Source organism: Herbidospora mongoliensis, from assembly GCF_001570545.1.
GTDB classification, from domain to species: Bacteria; Actinomycetota; Actinomycetes; order Streptosporangiales; family Streptosporangiaceae; genus Herbidospora; species Herbidospora mongoliensis.
The window spans coordinates 173,072-186,762 of the sequence record NZ_BBXD01000020.1; the positions used below are offsets into that span (position 1 = coordinate 173,072).

14 protein-coding genes are annotated in these 13,691 nt (G+C 70.4%); 10 read left to right on the plus strand and 4 right to left on the minus strand.

The annotated features are described in order from the left end of the window. The first annotated feature begins 154 nt into the window (after window positions 1-154). The 6 genes from AW272_RS30090 to AW272_RS30115 all read left to right on the plus strand — a co-directional run bounded on the left by AW272_RS30090 (window position 155) and on the right by AW272_RS30115 (window position 6,768). Entirely contained in the window at window positions 155-1,384 is a 1,230-nt protein-coding gene (locus tag AW272_RS30090) for a hypothetical protein (protein WP_066372323.1), read from the plus strand. Between the two features lie 80 nt (window positions 1,385-1,464). Then, window positions 1,465-2,388, plus strand: a complete 924-nt coding sequence (locus tag AW272_RS30095; protein WP_066372325.1) for a pirin family protein — start codon at window positions 1,465-1,467, stop codon at window positions 2,386-2,388. Window positions 2,389-2,406: 18 nt separating this feature from the next. Then, window positions 2,407-4,116 carry an MOSC and FAD-binding oxidoreductase domain-containing protein gene (locus AW272_RS30100; RefSeq protein ID WP_066372327.1) on the plus strand — a complete coding sequence of 570 codons (1,710 nt, stop codon included), beginning with the start codon at window positions 2,407-2,409 and terminating at the stop codon, window positions 4,114-4,116. A 212-nt stretch (window positions 4,117-4,328) separates the two neighbouring features. Further along, window positions 4,329-5,516, plus strand: a complete 1,188-nt coding sequence (locus AW272_RS30105; protein WP_218011130.1) for a type III PLP-dependent enzyme — start codon at window positions 4,329-4,331, stop codon at window positions 5,514-5,516. A gap of 5 nt (window positions 5,517-5,521) precedes the next feature. Next, window positions 5,522-5,902, plus strand: coding sequence for an adenosylmethionine decarboxylase (gene speD, locus AW272_RS30110; protein WP_066372334.1), 381 nt, complete (start codon window positions 5,522-5,524; stop codon window positions 5,900-5,902). Next, window positions 5,899-6,768, plus strand: a complete 870-nt coding sequence (locus AW272_RS30115) for a spermidine synthase (protein WP_218011131.1) — start codon at window positions 5,899-5,901, stop codon at window positions 6,766-6,768. The genes speD and AW272_RS30115 overlap by 4 nt, the downstream gene beginning before the upstream one ends. 5 nt (window positions 6,769-6,773) lie before the next feature. Here the strand turns inward: AW272_RS30115 and AW272_RS43600 are convergent, their stop codons facing one another. Beyond that, window positions 6,774-6,926 (minus strand): hypothetical protein, encoded by a 153-nt coding sequence (locus AW272_RS43600; protein WP_169807662.1) that lies wholly within the window; start codon window positions 6,924-6,926, stop codon window positions 6,774-6,776. Between the two features lie 17 nt (window positions 6,927-6,943). On the opposite strand from AW272_RS43600, the gene AW272_RS30120 reads away from it, so the two are divergent. Both AW272_RS30120 and AW272_RS30125 read left to right on the plus strand, forming a co-directional pair. Continuing rightward, complete coding sequence (locus tag AW272_RS30120) at window positions 6,944-7,585, plus strand: hypothetical protein (protein WP_066372336.1); 642 nt, start codon at window positions 6,944-6,946, stop codon at window positions 7,583-7,585. Between the two features lie 468 nt (window positions 7,586-8,053). After that, window positions 8,054-9,304 carry a BtrH N-terminal domain-containing protein gene (locus tag AW272_RS30125; protein ID WP_157518882.1) on the plus strand — a complete coding sequence of 417 codons (1,251 nt, stop codon included), beginning with the start codon at window positions 8,054-8,056 and terminating at the stop codon, window positions 9,302-9,304. Between the two features lie 160 nt (window positions 9,305-9,464). Here AW272_RS30125 and AW272_RS30130 read toward each other — a convergent pair whose 3' ends face one another. Then, window positions 9,465-10,121 carry an SDR family NAD(P)-dependent oxidoreductase gene (locus tag AW272_RS30130; RefSeq protein ID WP_174551868.1) on the minus strand — a complete coding sequence of 219 codons (657 nt, stop codon included), beginning with the start codon at window positions 10,119-10,121 and terminating at the stop codon, window positions 9,465-9,467. 73 nt (window positions 10,122-10,194) lie between these two features. Continuing rightward, on the minus strand, window positions 10,195-10,821 hold the full coding sequence (locus AW272_RS30135) for a TetR/AcrR family transcriptional regulator (RefSeq protein WP_174551870.1): 627 nt from the start codon (window positions 10,819-10,821) through the stop codon (window positions 10,195-10,197). A 36-nt stretch (window positions 10,822-10,857) separates the two neighbouring features. Here AW272_RS30135 and AW272_RS30140 point away from each other — a divergent pair, with 36 nt between their 5' ends. Then, the gene (locus AW272_RS30140; protein WP_066372342.1) at window positions 10,858-11,184 is read left to right on the plus strand and encodes a rhodanese-like domain-containing protein; all 327 of its coding nucleotides are present in this window, start codon (window positions 10,858-10,860) and stop codon (window positions 11,182-11,184) included. 8 nt (window positions 11,185-11,192) lie between these two features. Here AW272_RS30140 and AW272_RS30145 read toward each other — a convergent pair whose 3' ends face one another. Further along, a complete protein-coding gene (locus tag AW272_RS30145; RefSeq protein ID WP_218011132.1) occupies window positions 11,193-12,197 on the minus strand; it encodes a LacI family DNA-binding transcriptional regulator in 1,005 nt (334 codons plus the stop codon). A gap of 177 nt (window positions 12,198-12,374) precedes the next feature. Here AW272_RS30145 and AW272_RS30150 point away from each other — a divergent pair, with 177 nt between their 5' ends. After that, window positions 12,375-13,670, plus strand: coding sequence for an ABC transporter substrate-binding protein (locus AW272_RS30150; protein ID WP_066372615.1), 1,296 nt, complete (start codon window positions 12,375-12,377; stop codon window positions 13,668-13,670). The last annotated feature ends 21 nt before the right edge of the window (window positions 13,671-13,691 follow it).

Consider the following 13,691-nt stretch of genomic DNA (forward strand, 5'->3'; position numbering starts at 1 on the left):
ATTCCAGCCGGTTCGACACCCGATATGGCCGCCGGCCGCGAGAGCCTGGAATCACCGATTTCCCTGCTGTCACAGGGGTTTCGCGCGCATGGCACGCGACATTCTGGAATGATCGCGTCGTTATACCGTCGGACGCCGAGATTGATGGTTCCGTATGCCTGAATTCGATGAGTTCTCCGGCTGGGTCTCCGCGAACCCCGTCGGCGCGGCGATCATCGCCGTCTTCGCCCTCGTGGCCCTCGTCATCCTGCTCTACGTCCTGCGCGCCGTCTGGCGCGGGGCCGGCCGCATCTTCCGCGATTACATCGCTCCAAGGCCGACAGAAGACATCCTGACCGTCGTCGCCGCGAGCATCGCCACGGGTGTGTCCGCCCAGGGCATGTGGCAGTTCGCCGGAGACGTGCTCGGCTTCGACGGCCCGCTGCGGCTGCTGCTGTTCGCGTTCATCGAGGTCGCCGTCATCACGAGCGCCGTGCGCGCCCGCCGCAACATGCGCGAGAACTACGCCGCCGGCATCGACGGCCTCGCGGTCTGGGTCCTCACCTGCCTGTCGGCCGTGCTGTCCGCGATGGACGCCGCCAGCGTCGCCGAGGCCGTCTTCCGCCTCGCCGCCCCGCTGGTCGCCGCCTGGCTCTGGGAGCGCGGCATGGCCATCGAGCGGGTCCGCCTCACCGGCCGTCACCGCATCAACTGGCGTCTCACGCCGGAGCGCGCCATGGTCCGCCTCGGGCTGGCCGAGTCGAGCGACCGCACCGCCAGCGAGGTCGACGCCCACCGCCGCCTGACCCGGGTCGCCCTGGCCGCCAAGCGCGCCCGCCACCTGCGCGAGACCGGCGCCTCCCAGCGCCGCATGCGCACCGCCCTGGCCCGCCTCGACCGCGCCATGGACCAGGCCGTCGAGCACACCGGCCTGGCCAACGACGCCGACCGCCAGGAGGCGCTGCTCTCGCAGATCGGCGCCCTGTTCAACACCAGCGCCCTGCTCGACCTCCACCCCCCGGTGCCGTGGGAGCCCGAGCCCCCGCAGCCGAGCATCGCGATGCGCGCCCTGCTGGCCCCCGCCGACGAGGAGGACGAGCAGCGCCGCCCCGTCGCCTCCCCGGTCGACATCATGCAGCGCTCCTCCTGGATCAAGGCCGCCCGCGCCTACTGGGACCAGGCCATCGAGGAGCGCTTCGTCCCCCGCGCGGCCGACATCGCCCGCGAGACCGGCGTCCCGATCGACATGTGCAAGGAATACCGCTCCCTCTGGAAGCTCGAGGCCAAGGCCCACGCGCTGATCGAGGCCGCCTACCTGGAGCACGGCATCGTCGACACCGGCCAGTTCCCGGTGATCCCGCCGGCCGAGAAGGTCCTGTCGGTGAACGGCAGCCACGTCGGCTGACATCTCGTGCAGAAGGGCCTCGCCGTCGTCGGCGGGGCCCTTTTCCTTTCTGTACGTGTACGCGGCGTAGATTCGCCTCCATGAGCAACCTCGAGAACGACCCCCGCGAGGCCGTCTGCGGCGGTGCGGGCCCGGGGGAACCCGAGCTGCTGACCGGCCGCGAGGTCGTCCTGGGCGGGCCGCGGGGGATGAAGGTCACCCGCACCCTCCCCACCTCCGGGCGGCGGATGGTCGGGGCCTGGTGCTTCGCCGACGCCTACGGCCCTGAACCGGCCGCGATGACGGTGCCGCCGCATCCGCACACCGGGTTGCAGACGGTGAGCTGGCTCGTCGAGGGCGAGGTGCTGCACCGGGACACCCTCGGGAGCGAACAGGTGATCAAGCCGGGGCAGCTCAACCTCATGACCGCGGGGCGCGGGATCGCCCACTCGGAGCAGTCCGACTACGGACGGCTGCACGGCGCCCAGCTCTGGGTCGCGCTGCCCGACGACGCCCGGCACACCGCTCCTGCCTTCGAACACCATCCCGATCTGCCGGTCCTGACCGAGCCCGGATGCTCGGTCACCGTTCTGCTGGGGGAGCTGGGCGGCCTGACGTCGCCCGCCACCGCGCACACGCCCATCGTCGGGGCGGAGATCGTCGTGTCCGCGCAGGCGCGGCTGCCGCTGCGGCCCGGCTGGGAGTACGCGGTGCTCGTGCTGTCCGGGGCCGCCGAGGTGGCGGGCGTGCCGCTCGAACCGGGTCCGCTGCTCTACCTGGGCGCGGGCCGGTCGGAGTTCCATTTCAGCGGGGACGCCCGCCTGCTGCTGCTCGGCGGGGAGCCGTTCGAGGAGCGCATCGTCATGTGGTGGAACTTCGTCGGGCGCTCCCACGAGGAGATCGTCGAGTTCCGGCGCACCTGGGCCGACGGCGCCTTCGGACCGGTGCCCGGCTACGACGGCAACCCTCTCCGGGCGCCCGAACTGCCCTCTTTGTCATTGAAACCGCGGGGCCGGGTGCGCTGAGCTGGGTACGTCCCCCGTATGGAGGAGATCGTCGGGACGCTGGTGTCGGTCAATGTCGGGCTGCCTGAGGACGTGCCGTGGGAGGGCCGCACCGTCCACACGGGCATCTGGAAGTCCAGCGTCGACGGGCCCCAACGGGTGCGGCGGCTCAACATCGACGGCGACGGCCAGGGGGATCTCAACGGGCACGGCGGCGAGCAGCGGGCCGTGCTGGTCTACCAGCTCGACTCCTATGACCACTGGAGCCGTCATCTCGGGCGGGACGACCTCGTCCACGGCAACTTCGGGGAGAACTTCACCGTCGACGGGATGCCCGACGACCAGGTCTGCATCGGCGACCGCTACCGGGTCGGGACCGCCGTCTTCGAGGTCACCCAGCCGAGGGTCACCTGTTTCCGGGTGGGGATGCGGCTGGGCGTACCGGAGATGGCCTCTCTCCTGGTCGGCCATCGGCGGCCCGGGTTCTATCTGCGGGTGATCACCGAGGGCGTCGTCGAGGCCGGGGACGAGATCGAGCGCCTGTCCGTCGGGGCGGGGGCGGTCTCCGTCACCGAGGCCGACGGGCTCCTCTATCTCCCGGGGCCGCGCGACCCCGCCCGGCTGCGGGCGGCGCTGGACAATCCGGCGCTGAGTCCGGGCTGGCAGGGGTCCTTCCGCGACCTGCTCGCGGCCCGGCCGGTGGCGCGGCCCGGGTGGGCCGGGTTCCGGCCGCTGCTCGTCACGCGGGTGCGGCGGGAGAGCGAGGACACGGTCTCCTTCTATCTCGCCCCCGCCGACGGTTCCGCGCTGCCGGTGGCGCTGCCCGGCCAATATCTGACGGTACGGGTGCCCGACGGCTCGGTCCGGAGCTACTCGCTTTCCCTTGGATCCTCCGGCTATCGAATCACCGTCAAGCACGAATCCGGCGGCGACGTCAGTGGATACCTGCACTCCCAGGTCGCCGAGGGCGACTCGCTGGAGGTCGCCGCGCCCCGGGGCGAGTTCACCCTGGCCGACGCCTCCTCGACGGTGGCGTTGATCTCGGCCGGGATCGGGGTGACCCCCGTGCTGGCCATGCTGCACGCGCTGGCCGACACGGGCGCGCATCGGGGGGTCTGGTGGCTGCACGTTACTCGTACAGTCAGATCACAGGTGTTCGCCGACGAGGTGAGCGCGCTGCTCGACCGGATCCCCGGAGCGCATGAGCGGATCTTCCTCACCGCCCACGAATCCGGCGATCCGCTGCCGCCGCACGCGGAGATCGGCAGGCCAACGGCCCAGAGGCTGGCCGAACTGGGGCTGCCCGCCGACACCGACGCCTATATATGCGGGCCCTCGGGATTCATGGGCGCGGTGTCCGGCGCGCTGGTCGCCGCCGGGTTGCCGGCCTCGCGGGTGCACACGGAACTGTTCGGGACGCTGGCGGCTGTCAACCCCGGTGTGGTGGGTTCCCGGCAGGCGCGGCCGCATCCGCCGGCGACCCAGGGGAGCGGTCCGGAGATCACGTTCGCGCGCAGCGGGCTGACCGTGCGGTGGAGCGAGGAGTACGCCAGCCTCCTCGAACTCGCCGAGGCCTGCGACGTGCCGGTGCGCTGGTCGTGCCGGACGGGGGTGTGCCACACGTGTGTGACCGGGCTGCTCGCCGGTGAGATCCGCTATCGCGTCGACCCGCTGGAACCGCCGGCGGTCGGAGATGCGCTGATCTGCTGCTCGGTGCCGCTGAACGAGGGTCTTGTCCTCGACATTTAGTTACTTCCTGAGACCAAGAGCACACAAGTGGTGAAATTTCGGTCTTTGGAAGGACGGCAGTCTTCTCTTCTGCCCTTCCCGTCACACAGTTAAAACCGCAGGGCTCTATCAATTCGCTAAGTAAGGTCCGTGTCACCTTCAGGTTATGGTCATTAGCCGTGCTCTATGACTACTTTCGGTGGGCGATATACCACGGAAAGTAAGGGGGAGCCGTGCCAGACCTGACTCTCACTCGACGTGTCGAGGGCGCGATGGAGGGGGCCGCAGTGCGGCTGCGCGCCTTCGCCGACCGTCACGAGACGCCCAGTCCCTGTCTGCTCATCGATTTGCCGACCTTGGAGTCGACCTACCGGACCATGAGCCTCGCGTTCATCGGGGCCGACATCCTCTATGCGGTCAAGGCCAACGCCGCACCCGGCGTCATCACCACGCTCACCCGGTTAGGCGCCGGTTTCGACGTGGCGAGCCTGGCCGAGATCGAGCTCTGCCTGGCGCGCGGGGTGCCCGCGTCCCGGCTGTCGTTCAGCAATCCGGTGAAGAAGCGCTCCGACGTGGCCGCCGCCTATGAGCGTGGAGTGCGCACCTTCGCCTTCGACAACCCCGGCGACCTGCGCAACATCATCGTCGAGGCGCCCGGCTCCAAGGTCTTCTGCCGCATCCAGGTGACCCCGCCGGCCGCCGCGATGCCGTTTGGAGCCAAGTTCGGCTGCGCCGAGGAGGCGGCGCCGGAGATGCTCGCGGAGGCCGCCGACCGCGGCCTGCGACCTCAGGGTGTCACGTTCCACGTCGGCTCCCAGCAGCGCAACATCGCCGCCTGGGACGCCGGCATCGCGGCCGCCGCGAAGATCGCGCGGCTGCTCGAACCCGAGGGCGTGCGGCTGCCCGTGATCGACATCGGCGGGGGATTCCCGATCTCCTACCGCGAGCAGTCGGCCGCACCCGAGGAGTTCGCGCGGGCGATCGACATGTCGCTCGCCCGCCACTTCGAACCCAGAGACCGTCCGCGACTGGTCATCGAGCCGGGCCGATCCCTCGTCGGCCCGTCGGGCATGATCCGCGCTGAGGTCGTGGCGGTCCGCGGCGGCGTCCCCGCCGACCCGCGCCGCTGGGTGTTCCTCGACGTCGGCCGCTACAACGGCCTGGTCGAGACCGAGAACGACACCATCGCCTACCGCATCCACGCCCCCACCGGCTTCGGGCCCCACGGCCCCGTCGTGCTGGCCGGACCGACCAGCGACGGCGACGACGTGCTCTACAAGCACACCGACTACGGGATGCCGCTGTCGCTCGCACCGGGCGATCCGATCGAGATCATGGACGCCGGGGCGTACACGTCCAGCTACTCCTGCGCGGCGGTCAACGGCCTGCCCGCGCTGCCGACCTTCTGCGTGCCGGGCTGATGACCATGACCGCGCAGATCGGCCGCTTCAGCGGTATCCACGTCATCGTCGAGTTCGAGGACGCCGACCCGGCGCTCCTCGACGACGAGTCACTCCTGCGGACCCTGCTCCCCAGGGCCATGAAGGAATCGGGGGCGACCGTCATGGAGGTCCTCTCGCACCGGTTCGTTCCTCAGGGCGTCACCGTGCTGACCCTGCTGGCCGAGTCGCACGCCTCGTTGCACACTTATCCCCAGCACCGTGCTGCGTTCGTCGACGTTTTCACCTGCGGTGACCGGGCCGACCCCCGGAAGGCCGTGAGCGTTCTGGCCGCCGAGCTGTCCCCCGGCCGGGTGACGACCAGGATCATCGGCAGGGGCGGCCAGCGAGTGGAGGTTCCCCTTTGACCCAGCACCTGATCGAACACGACGGTCACCTGTGGATCGACGAGCCGACGACCCGTGGCATGCGCCGATTGTGGCGTGTCGAGGCCGTCCTCCACGAGGAGACCACACCGTTCCAGGACGTCGTCGTCGCCGTCACGGAGCAGGGCGCGAGCCTGTTCTGCGGCGGCGAACGCCAGTCGACCGACTTCAGCCAGCTCGTCTACCACGAGGCCCTGGTCATCCCGCCGGCCCTGCTCGCCGACCGCCTCGACCGCTGCCTGGTCATCGGGTCGAGCGAGGGCGTCGCCTGCCAGATCCTGGTCGCCGCCGGCGCCCAGGCCGTCGACCACGTCGACATCGACCGCAGGGCGGTCCGCATCTGCGCCGACCACCTGCCCTACGGCTACACCGTCGCCGAGCTCACCGCCGCCGAGCGGGCGACCGGTCCGATCAGGATGCTCTACGAAGACGGCTACGCCTTCCTCGAGTCGGCAGCCGGCTACGACGTCATCGTGGTCGACCTCCCCGACGAGAGCCCCGAGGGCGACGCGCAGCACGACCGCCTCTACGGAACCGAGTTCCTGGAGATGTGCCGCAAGGCACTGGCACCGGGCGGAGTGGTCTCCACCCAGGCGGGGTGCATGACCATGTGGCGCAACGACACGCTGCGCCGCTCCTGGGACCGCTTCACCCAGGCGTTCCCCTCGGTCGTCTACTACGGCTCCGACGAGCACGAATGGGCGTTCGTCAGCGCCCGCGCCGACACCCTGGCCGACCCCGTCGGCCAGATGCGGCGCAGGCTCGCGAGCCTGCCCTACCGCCCCGTCTCGATCGACGACGCGGCGTTGACCGGCAACACCGTGCCGCCCCGATCGATCAGGGGTTAGGACACCTACGAGGAGATCTCGGCCGTCCGTTCGCGGAGCCGGTCGCGGATCTCCTCGGGGGTGTAGGCCCGGCGGCGGCGCTCCGCGCGCACCGCGACGACTCCGCTTGCCGCTACCCCTGCGAACGCGGCCAGGCCCAGGATTTTCCACCAGCGCATGTGCTTAGGTTACCGATATGAGCGGCATCACCCTCGACGAAGCGCTGACCCAGACCCGGACCGGAGACGTCTGGGTCTTCCGCGGCCGTTCGGTCCCCGACCGGGCGATCCAGATGACGACCAACAGCCCGGTGAACCACGTGGGCATGTCGGTCGTGATCGAAGACCTGCCGCCGCTGATGTGGCACGCCGAGCTGGGCAAGTCCCTGGTCGACATGTGGACGGGAACGCGCCAGCGCGGCGTGCAGCTCCACGACCTGCGCGACGCCGTGACGACGTGGTCGAACAGATACGGCCAGCGGGGCTGGCTCCGCCAGCTCCAGCCCGACGTCACCCGCGAGATGGAAGACGCGGTCCTCCAGACCATCGCCCGCCTCGACGGCACCCCGTTCCCCTCGACGGCGCGGCTGGCGGGCCGGTGGATGCGCGGCCGGCTGCCGTCACGGCGGTCGCGCGACATGGCCCTCGAATCGGCTTACTGCGCCGAGGTGGTCGCGGTGACCTACGAGGCGATGGGTCTGCTGACCGACCGGAAAGCCGCCAACTGGTACGACCCGGGGCGCTTCTGGAGCGGCGACCGGCTCGACCTGGCCACGGGCTACCGGCTGGGCGACGAGATCGCGGTCGACATCCCGAAGGTGGACGTGCCGAAGAGCTGAGCGGGGACCGGCGCTTGATTGGCGACCCGCTGTCGTGAGGTCCGGCGTGACAGGTGGTTGAGAAGGTGTGCCGCCCGTCCGGCGTGTGGCGCTTGGATGGCGATCCGCTGTTGTGAGGTCCGGTGTGACGGGTGGTTGAGATGGCGTGCCACCCTGTCCGGCGCGCGGCGCCGGAAATTTCGGGATATCTCGGTGTCAGCGGGTGGGCCTGTTCGCTGTCGAAAACCCTTCGCCGACTCTGAGGCTCGTGATGGCGGTTGATGTGGGGGAAGGTGTAGTTTTGGCCGTGGCGGGCTCCACCGCCCAACTTCCTTCAGCGGGTTTCCACGCGGCCCGTCGCACGCGGAGGCAAAGGGGACATCATCGCCTCTGGAGCGCGGCGGATCCTGCTCTGGCGAGAACCGAAGCGGCCGAACCGAACATCGCGGGCGTGGGCCGGGTGTTCGCGTGTGCCGCGATGGAGTCGTCATGACCGGGAAGAAGCAGCTCAAGACGCGCATCCGCGCGCGGATGGCCAAGACGGGCGAGAGTTACACCACCGCCCGCATGCACGTCGCCGGCGTCTCCGGCTTCGAGACCGACCACGGCTGGACCCTCTACGGCGGGCGCCACTCGGCCTCGGCGGCGGTGGCCAACATCCTCCGCAACGGCGGGTTCCCCGTCAGCGAGCCGCTGGTCTACGTGACCGGGGGCGGGATCGGGGCTGGCTACATCCTGTGGGAGTTCAAGCACCACGACGCCGCGGCGCTCGTGCTCGGGTTCCGGAACCGCTGGCAGTATCCGCTGAAGTGGATGGACACCACGCTGACCCGCCTCGGGGTGCCGTTCGACGCGCACACCACGGGTGGCGCGAAGGGCGCGTCGGCGCGGCTGTCGGCCGAGCTGGCCGCCGGGCGGGCCTGCGTGATCCTGCCTGACCGCTATCACATGGGTTACTGGCACGCCCCGGCCCACCTCGACGGATATGGCGGGCATCCGGTCGTGGTCTACCGGGAGGACGAGGGCGGCGTCTACATCGATGACCGCAACCTCGCTCCGCTGCGGGTCGAGCGTGACCGGCTGGATGCGGCGCGGGGGCGCGTGGGGTCGTACAAGAACCAGCTCCACGCAGTGACCCCGGCGAAGCCGCGGCTTGAGGAGGCGGTGCTGGCCGGGCTGCGGGACTGCGCCGCCCACCTGAGCGGGTCCTCCGACTCGTTCTCGCTGCCGGCCTGGCGCAAGTGGAGCCGGGCCGTCGTCGACGGGTCGATGGCGAAGGGCTGGCCGAAGGCGTTCGCCGACGGTCGCGGCCTGGCCCACGCGATGCTGTCGGCCTGGGAGGCCGTCGAGCCGGTCGGCACGGACGGCGGCAACCACCGCGACATCTTCGCCGACGGGCTGGACGAGGCGGCCGACCTGCTGAACCTGCCCCTGCACGACCTGGCGACCGAGTTCCGGCGCATCCACGGGCTGTGGCACGAGTTCGCCGAGACGGCGCTGCCCGAGGCGGCCAACCAGCGTGTGCGGGAACTCATCGTGTCGATCCGGGCCTCGGTGGCCGAGGGCTCCGCCGGCGCGGCCGACGCGGCGGCCGCGGCCGAGGAGATGTGGGCGCTGAAAGCCGAGGCGGCGACCCCGTCGCCGGACTTCTTCCCGGCGCTGAGCGAGCGGATCGCGGTCATCTACGACGCGGAGACCACCGCCATAGCGGCCCTCCGCGAGGCCCTTCCGGCGGAGTAGCGATCTCAGAACAGGGCCCGCCGCGAGCGGAGCCGCCCGCGACGGGCCCTGTCGAAGTGCTATGCGGAGACCGCGAGGCTCTCGGGCGGAGTGGCAGGCTTGTCGCGGTAGAGGCAAGGCCCGTTGCGGTGCAGGTGGAGGGGCTGCGGCGGCCAGAACCTCAGTGGGAGCGGGCCGCGTGGATGATCTCGTGGTCCCAGTTCGGGCGGGGCTGGGTGTGGAGGCGCCAGTAGTGTTCGGCGATCTCGTCGGGGTCGAAGCCCGTGGGGCCGACCTCGCCGGGCACGGTGATGCTGGCCGCGTGGACTCCGGACGCGCCGAACTGGGTGTCCAGCAGGGTGATCAGGGCGCGGACGCCGGCCTTGCTCAGGGACAGGCTCACGTGGTCGGGTTCCGGCTGGGGCATGCCGCCGGTGATCAGGAAGGTCCCGCTGCCCCGGGCCGCCATGGCGGGCAGGACGTGCGCGGCGGTGAGCACGGCGCCGACCACGTTGACCGCCCAGGAGTTCAGGTGGTCGCGGACCGAGAGGTCGCCCAGGCGGTCGGCGCGGACGATGGCGGCGTTGTAGACGACCACGTCGGGGAGTCCGTGCCGGTCGGTCGCCTCGTCGAGTGCGCTCCGCAGGGCGCGCTCGTCGGTGCTGTCGGCCGTCAGGGTGAGCAGGGGGACGCCGGTCGCGGCCACCGCCTCGGCTCCGGCGCGCAGCGTCTTGTCGCTCCGGGCGATCAGCGTGATCGCGAGCCCTTCACGGGCGAACCTGCGGGCCACGGCCTGGCCGATCCCCGGCCCCGCTCCGATGATCACAGCTCCGGACACCCGCGTCTCCTTATCGTCTCGTGACAATGGGTGACGATAGGGGGTGCGCGGCCACGTGATGGTCAAGCGGGGTTCAGGGGTCAGGCGTGCTTGCCGCGTGCGCGAGGCGGCGCAGACCGGCGCGGATCCGCTCTTCGCCCAGCTCCGGCAGCAGGGCTGACACGTGCTCGGCCGACAGGGTGGCCAACAGGGCATGGGCGGCGTGGTCGGGGTCGGGTGTGGCGTCGAGAAGGATCGCCACGTGGCGGTGCCAGAACCGGTAGGCCCCGATCCGGTAGCGGGCACCGGGGGCGGCGGTCTCCGACATCCGGATCAGGTCGAGGTATTCCAGCAGGTAGTCGAAGTAGGCGTCGACGAAGGCGGCCAGCCGTGCGTCGGTGGTCGCCCCGGGGCCGAGGGGCGGCGGTCCGTGCAGCATCGCCTCCTGCAGCACCCGCTCGCGGGCGTCCAGCAGGGCGGCGGCCAGCCCGGACTTGTCGCCGAACCGGCGGAACAAGGTGCCCTTGCCGACCCCGGCGGCCGCCGCCACCTGGTCCATGGACACCGCCTCCACCCCGTGTTCGGCGAACAACCGCGCCGCGGCCTCCAGTACCGCGGCCCGGTTGCGCGCGGCGTCGGCCCGCTCTTTGACGGGGGGAGTACGCAGCAGTTCCACCGGCGTTGCGGAAACGGACTGTGGTCCGGTATTGTCGGGAGCCATAACCGGACTATAGTCCGATTCTCCTGGAGGTACGACATGACCGCGCTCATCACCCGGAACGAACTGAAGGCCGCGATCGACGCGGGCACCGTCACCGTCGTCGACGCGCTGGGCGGCGACTACTACGCCAAGCAGCACCTGCCCGGCGCCGTCGCCCTGGTCAGGGAGGAGGTCGACGCCCGGGCGGCCGCGCTGCTCCCCGACCTCGACGCCGCGATCGTCACCTACTGCTCCAACCCGGCGTGCCCCAACAGCGGCCAGGTCGCCGACCGGCTCACCGCCCTCGGCTACACCGATGTCCGGAAGTATCGCGAGGGCATCGAAGACTGGGCCGAGGCGGGTCTTCCCACCGAATCGGCCTGACTCCCCGCTCAGCTCTTCGGCGGGGTCTCCCCGGAGCCCCTCGCCCGCAGGGTCACCGGGACGGTGACCTTCCTGACGGGGGTGGACGGGTCGGCGATGCGGGTGCGGAGCATCGTGATGGCGGTGTCGCCGATGGCCGCGTCGTCCTGGGCCACCACCGTCAGGTCGGGGCGGAGCAGGGTCGCCAGTTCCGAGTCGTCGAAGCCGACGATCGCCACGTCGTCGGTGCGGTCGCGGAAACGGCGGACGACCTCGACGCTGAGTGTCGCGTTCCCGGTGATGATCGCCGTGGCCGCGTCGGGGCCCGACAGGGCGCTTTCCAGGGCGGCCTGGATGCGTTCCGGCATTATCGGGCCGGTGTGGATCATGTGGGCCGACGCACCTCCGTGGGCCCGCACGCAGGCGCGGAAGGCCGTGGCGCGCTCCTGCGCGGTGTAGATGCGCTCGTCGTCGCCGATGTAGGCGATGCGCTGGTGCCCGTGGGCCACCAGGTGGGCGAACGCGGTTTCGATCCCGGCCATGTTGTCGGACAGGACGCAGTCGACCTCCAGGCCGAGCACCGGCCGGTCGACCGCCACCAGCGACAGCCCGGCCGCGAGTTCGGGCACCAGGTAGCCGTGGTCGGCGCCGATGGGTTCGAGCAGTATGCCGTCGAACCTCCGCCGGCACATCGACTCGACCACGTGACGCTCGATCTTCTCGTCGTCCTCGGTCGAGGCGGCGAGCACCATCAGGCCCGCCGCGCGGGCGGCGCGCTCCACCGCGCGCAGCACCGGGTTGACGTGGGAGAGCTGGCGTACCGCCGCGCCGAGGGTGCCCGTCACGCCCAGGCGCAGGTGGCGGGCCCGTTCGTCGGGGCGGTAGTCGAGGTCGGCGATGGCGGCGCGGACCCGTTCGACCAGTTCGGCGCCGACGGTCACGTCGTCGTTGACGACCCTGCTGACCGTGCGCAGCGCCACGCCCGCCCGGCGGGCGACATCGACCATGGTGGGTCTGCGGCCCCTGCGTGCCACCGGCTTCTCCTGCATCCGCCCATCATCCGCATGATCGCCCGTTGACGCCATTCGGCCCGTGACCAATTCGTTGCCCGCCTCGCTCTTGAAACCTCCGCGCAACACTCTACGGTATCGGGATAACGTTATCTCAATCGGCTTCGGGGAGCCGGATCGGCAACGAGGAGGGCTGTGCTGATGCGCAGAACTTTGATATTCGGCCTGGCCACGGTGCTGGCGGTGGCCGGTTGTGGGGTGGGCGAGACCACCCAGCCCGAGAGCGGCGCTCCGGCGTCGGGCGGGAAGGTCGAACTGAGCTTCCTGGTCTTCGAGACACCCAATCTCAACGCGGCGTTCTGGGACGCCGCCATCGCACGAGCCTCGGCGAAGGTGCCCGAGGTGACCATCAAGAAGCTCGTGACGCCCAACATCGACCGCACGGCGTACGCCAAGCAGCTGGACGCCGCGGGCAACCTGCCCGACATCCTCCAGTCGGTCAACCCCGCCGGGTTCGCCCAGGCGGGCAAGCTGGCGCCGTTCACCGATGAGGAGCTCAAGAACTTCATCGCGCCCAAGGCGGGCGCCATCGGGGGCAAGGTCTACCAGCTCCCGTACAACACGCAGGTCATCCCGGTTGTCTACTACAACAAGGACCTGTTCACCAAAGCCGGGATCACCGAGCCGCCGAAGACCTACCAGGAGCTTCTGGACATCTCCAAGAAGCTGAAGGACGGCGGAACCACCCCGTTCGTCGTGGGCGGCGGCGGCGCCGACACCTGGGCGGACATGTACCCGCTGACCGGGACGGTCGCCACCGACGTCTACAGGAAGACGCCCGACTGGCTGCTGAAGCGGTCGCAGGGCGCGGTTAAGTTCACCGACCCCGACTTCGTGGCCGCCGCCAAGAAGATCGAGGACCTGGCGAAGAACGAGTACATCGACCCCGCGGGCCTGAGCAGGTCGTACGCCGACACCGAGCAGGCCTTCCGCGACGGCAAGGGCGCCATGTACCCCATGGGCTCCTGGTTCGCCACCGCGGCCGACGCCACCAAGCCGGCCTTCGAGATCGGCGCCTTCCCCTGGCCGAGCGACGACGGCTCTCCCGTCACCCCGGTCTTCACCGGCGGCGGCACCCTGGTGAGCTCGACCGCGAAGAACGTCGAGCTGGCCAAGAAGTGGGCCCTGGCGTTCGACGAGGACAAGGACAACAACGACGCGTTCGTGAAGGCCGACGGCTCGATCCCGGCGATCAAGGGCTACACCCCGCCCGCCGACATGGGCCCGGTCTACAACGCGACCGTCGAGATCTACCAGAAGGGCATGGCGGACGGTTCGCTCTTCGACGCCTTCTCGCAGGAGGCCGGCGACGGGGCGCTGCCCCCGGGCCTGGCCGACAAGGCCGCGCTCGGCGTGCAGGACCTGATCACCGGTAAGAAGAACGCCCAGCAGTTCGCCGAGTTCCTCGACGACGAGTACGCCAAGGCGACGCAGTAACCTCCATGCCCCAGCAGACCC